Source organism: Cryobacterium sp. MLB-32 (assembly GCF_000738085.1).
Classification (GTDB): Bacteria; Actinomycetota; Actinomycetes; order Actinomycetales; family Microbacteriaceae; genus Cryobacterium.
The window spans coordinates 1-388 of sequence record NZ_JPRS01000586.1 but is presented as its reverse complement, the minus strand read 5'-3'; the positions used below and the strand labels follow the sequence as shown (position 1 = coordinate 388).

Here is a 388-nt window from a genome sequence, read left to right as displayed (position 1 = left end):
CTCGTGCCCGGCGCACTGCTGGGCACGAGGGATGCCCTTCATGACCTGATCGACATGCTGACCGCAGCCGGCCCACGTCGTTTTGCCACAGGTCTTGCAGTTCACGGCTCGGCACATAGTTGGTTCCCTTCATCGAACAATCGTTAGTGCGACTATACCCCATGGGGTATCTGGTACCAACTCGGGTCTACGATAGGCAGGTGAACGATACCTTGCCTCCCTGCCCCGAATGCTCCAGCGACCTCACCTATGAGATGGGTGCGCTTCTTGTCTGCCCTTTGTGCGCGCACGAATGGTCGGCCGTGGCCGATGACTCTGGCGACGAAGCGGCCGAGGCCGTCTTCAAGGATGCCTTCGGTACGGTTCTCACCGATGGTGACACCGTCAC

Annotated in this window: 1 pseudogene; it reads left to right on the top strand. The window is 60.1% G+C overall.

Annotated features, from left to right (window positions below):
• Positions 1-200 precede the first annotated feature (200 nt).
• A pseudogene (locus JF66_RS22650) lies at positions 201-388 on the top strand (alkylphosphonate utilization protein); the annotation flags it as partial.